This window comes from Dietzia sp. DQ11-71, assembly GCF_014144995.1.
Taxonomy (GTDB): domain Bacteria; phylum Actinomycetota; class Actinomycetes; order Mycobacteriales; family Mycobacteriaceae; genus Dietzia; species Dietzia kunjamensis.
Genome location: NZ_JAALDT010000246.1, coordinates 1 through 1643, shown reverse-complemented (window position 1 = coordinate 1643; position 1643 = coordinate 1). Strand labels below are relative to the sequence as shown.

At 71.6% G+C, this 1643-nt stretch carries 3 protein-coding genes; all 3 read left to right on the top strand.

The features are described 5' to 3' along the window. Window positions 1–69 precede the first annotated feature (69 nt). The gene (locus G6023_RS09410) at window positions 70–558 is read left to right on the top strand and encodes an OsmC family protein (RefSeq protein ID WP_182635156.1); all 489 of its coding nucleotides are present in this window, start codon (window positions 70–72) and stop codon (window positions 556–558) included. Then, complete coding sequence (locus G6023_RS09405; RefSeq protein ID WP_182635153.1) at window positions 555–845, top strand: acylphosphatase; 291 nt, start codon at window positions 555–557, stop codon at window positions 843–845. Before G6023_RS09410 ends, G6023_RS09405 begins: the two co-directional genes overlap by 4 nt. Window positions 846–861: 16 nt before the next feature. After that, window positions 862–1643: chromosome segregation SMC family protein (locus G6023_RS09400; protein ID WP_159148941.1), on the top strand; the 782-nt coding region annotated here is incomplete at its 3' end.

The following is a 1643-nucleotide window of genomic DNA, read 5'->3' as shown; positions in this document are numbered from 1 at the left end:
CCCGCCACGTCGGTCCCGCGCGCCGCGGCGGGGCTGAGGTGGCCCGCGGACCGGTCGTACGATGACCGCATGACTGAGTCGACGCCCCCCACCCCCACGCAGACGCCCGCGCCGGCCGCCCCGCAGGCGGCGCACCCCGCTCCCGATCTCCGTGTCGAACGCACCGGGACCCGACGCTACGTGGGGACATCTCCCCGGGGAGCCCGGGTCGAGATCGGCTCGGCCGACGTCGAGGGGGTGTTCACCCCGGGGGAGTTGCTCAAGATCGCGCTCGGGGCCTGCACGGCCATGGCCTCCGACTTCACGATCTCCCGCCGGTTGGGTGACGACTACGCCGCGACCGTTCGCGTCTCCGGAGACGCCGACCGCGAGAACGAGCGATACCCGCACCTGGAGGAGAGCTACGAGCTCGACCTGTCCGGGCTAGACCCGGCGATGGCCGAGCGACTGGTGGCGATGATCCGGCGCTCGGTGGACTCCGCGTGCACGGTCGGCCGGACGCTCACCGCGGGTACCGAGATCGAGCTGGGCTTCGAGACCGGGGGCGGCGAGGCATGAGCGCCCCGGGACCCGAGCGGGTCCGGCTGGTCGCCTGGGTCCACGGCCGCGTCCAGGGCGTGGGCTTCCGCTGGTGGACCCGCAGCCGCGCACTCGAACTCGGCCTGAGCGGGTACGCGGCCAACAAGCCGGACGGACGCGTCCACGTGGTGGCGGAGGGACCGGAGCCCGCGTGCCGTGCCCTGCTGGAACTCCTCCGCGGCGGCGGGACCCCCGGCCATGTCGACCTCGTCGTCGACACCTGGGAGCCGGCGCGGGGCGGACTCCCGGGATTCGTCGAACGCTGACCTAGGATCGACAACCGTGTATCTCAAGTCGCTGACGCTCAAGGGCTTCAAGTCCTTCGCGGCGCCGACGACCCTGAGATTCGAGCCCGGAATCTGCTGCGTGGTGGGGCCCAACGGGTCGGGCAAGTCCAACGTCGTCGACGCCCTGACCTGGGTCATGGGCGAGCACAGTGCCAAATCGCTGCGCGGCGGCAAGATGCAGGACGTCATCTTCGCGGGGACCACGGGAAAGCAGCCGCTCGGCCGCGCCGAGGTCACCCTCACCCTGGACAACTCCGACGGCGTGCTGCCGATCGACTACGCCGAGGTGTCGATCACCCGCCGGATGTTCCGCGACGGCGCCGCGGAGTACGAGATCAACGGCGACCGCGCCCGACTCATGGACGTGCAGGAACTGTTGTCGGACTCAGGGATAGGCCGCGAGATGCACGTGATCGTCGGCCAGGGCAAGCTCGCCGAGATCCTCGAGTCCAAGCCGGAGGAACGCCGGGCGTTCATCGAGGAGGCCGCCGGGATCCTCAAACACCGGCGCCGCAAGGAGAAGGCCCAGCGCAAGCTCGCCGGGATGCAGGGCAACCTGGACCGGCTGAACGACCTCACCACCGAACTGCGGCGCCAGCTCAAGCCGCTGGGGCGGCAGGCCGAGGTCGCGCGTCGGGCGCAGACCATCCAGGCGGACCTGCGCGACGCCACGTTCCGCCTCGCCGCCGACGACCTCGTCACCCGTCGACGCGAGCTCGCGGACGCCGAGAGTGTGCGCGCCCGGTTGGCGGACCAGGTCGCGCAGGCGGTCGACCG

Excerpts from the sequence above, each read along its gene's own strand:
- G6023_RS09405 (WP_182635153.1), top strand. The coding sequence starts at position 555 with ATGAGCGCCCCGGGACCCGAGCGGGTCCGGCTGGTCGCCTGGGTCCAC.
- G6023_RS09410 (WP_182635156.1), top strand. The coding sequence starts at position 70 with ATGACTGAGTCGACGCCCCCCACCCCCACGCAGACGCCCGCGCCGGCC.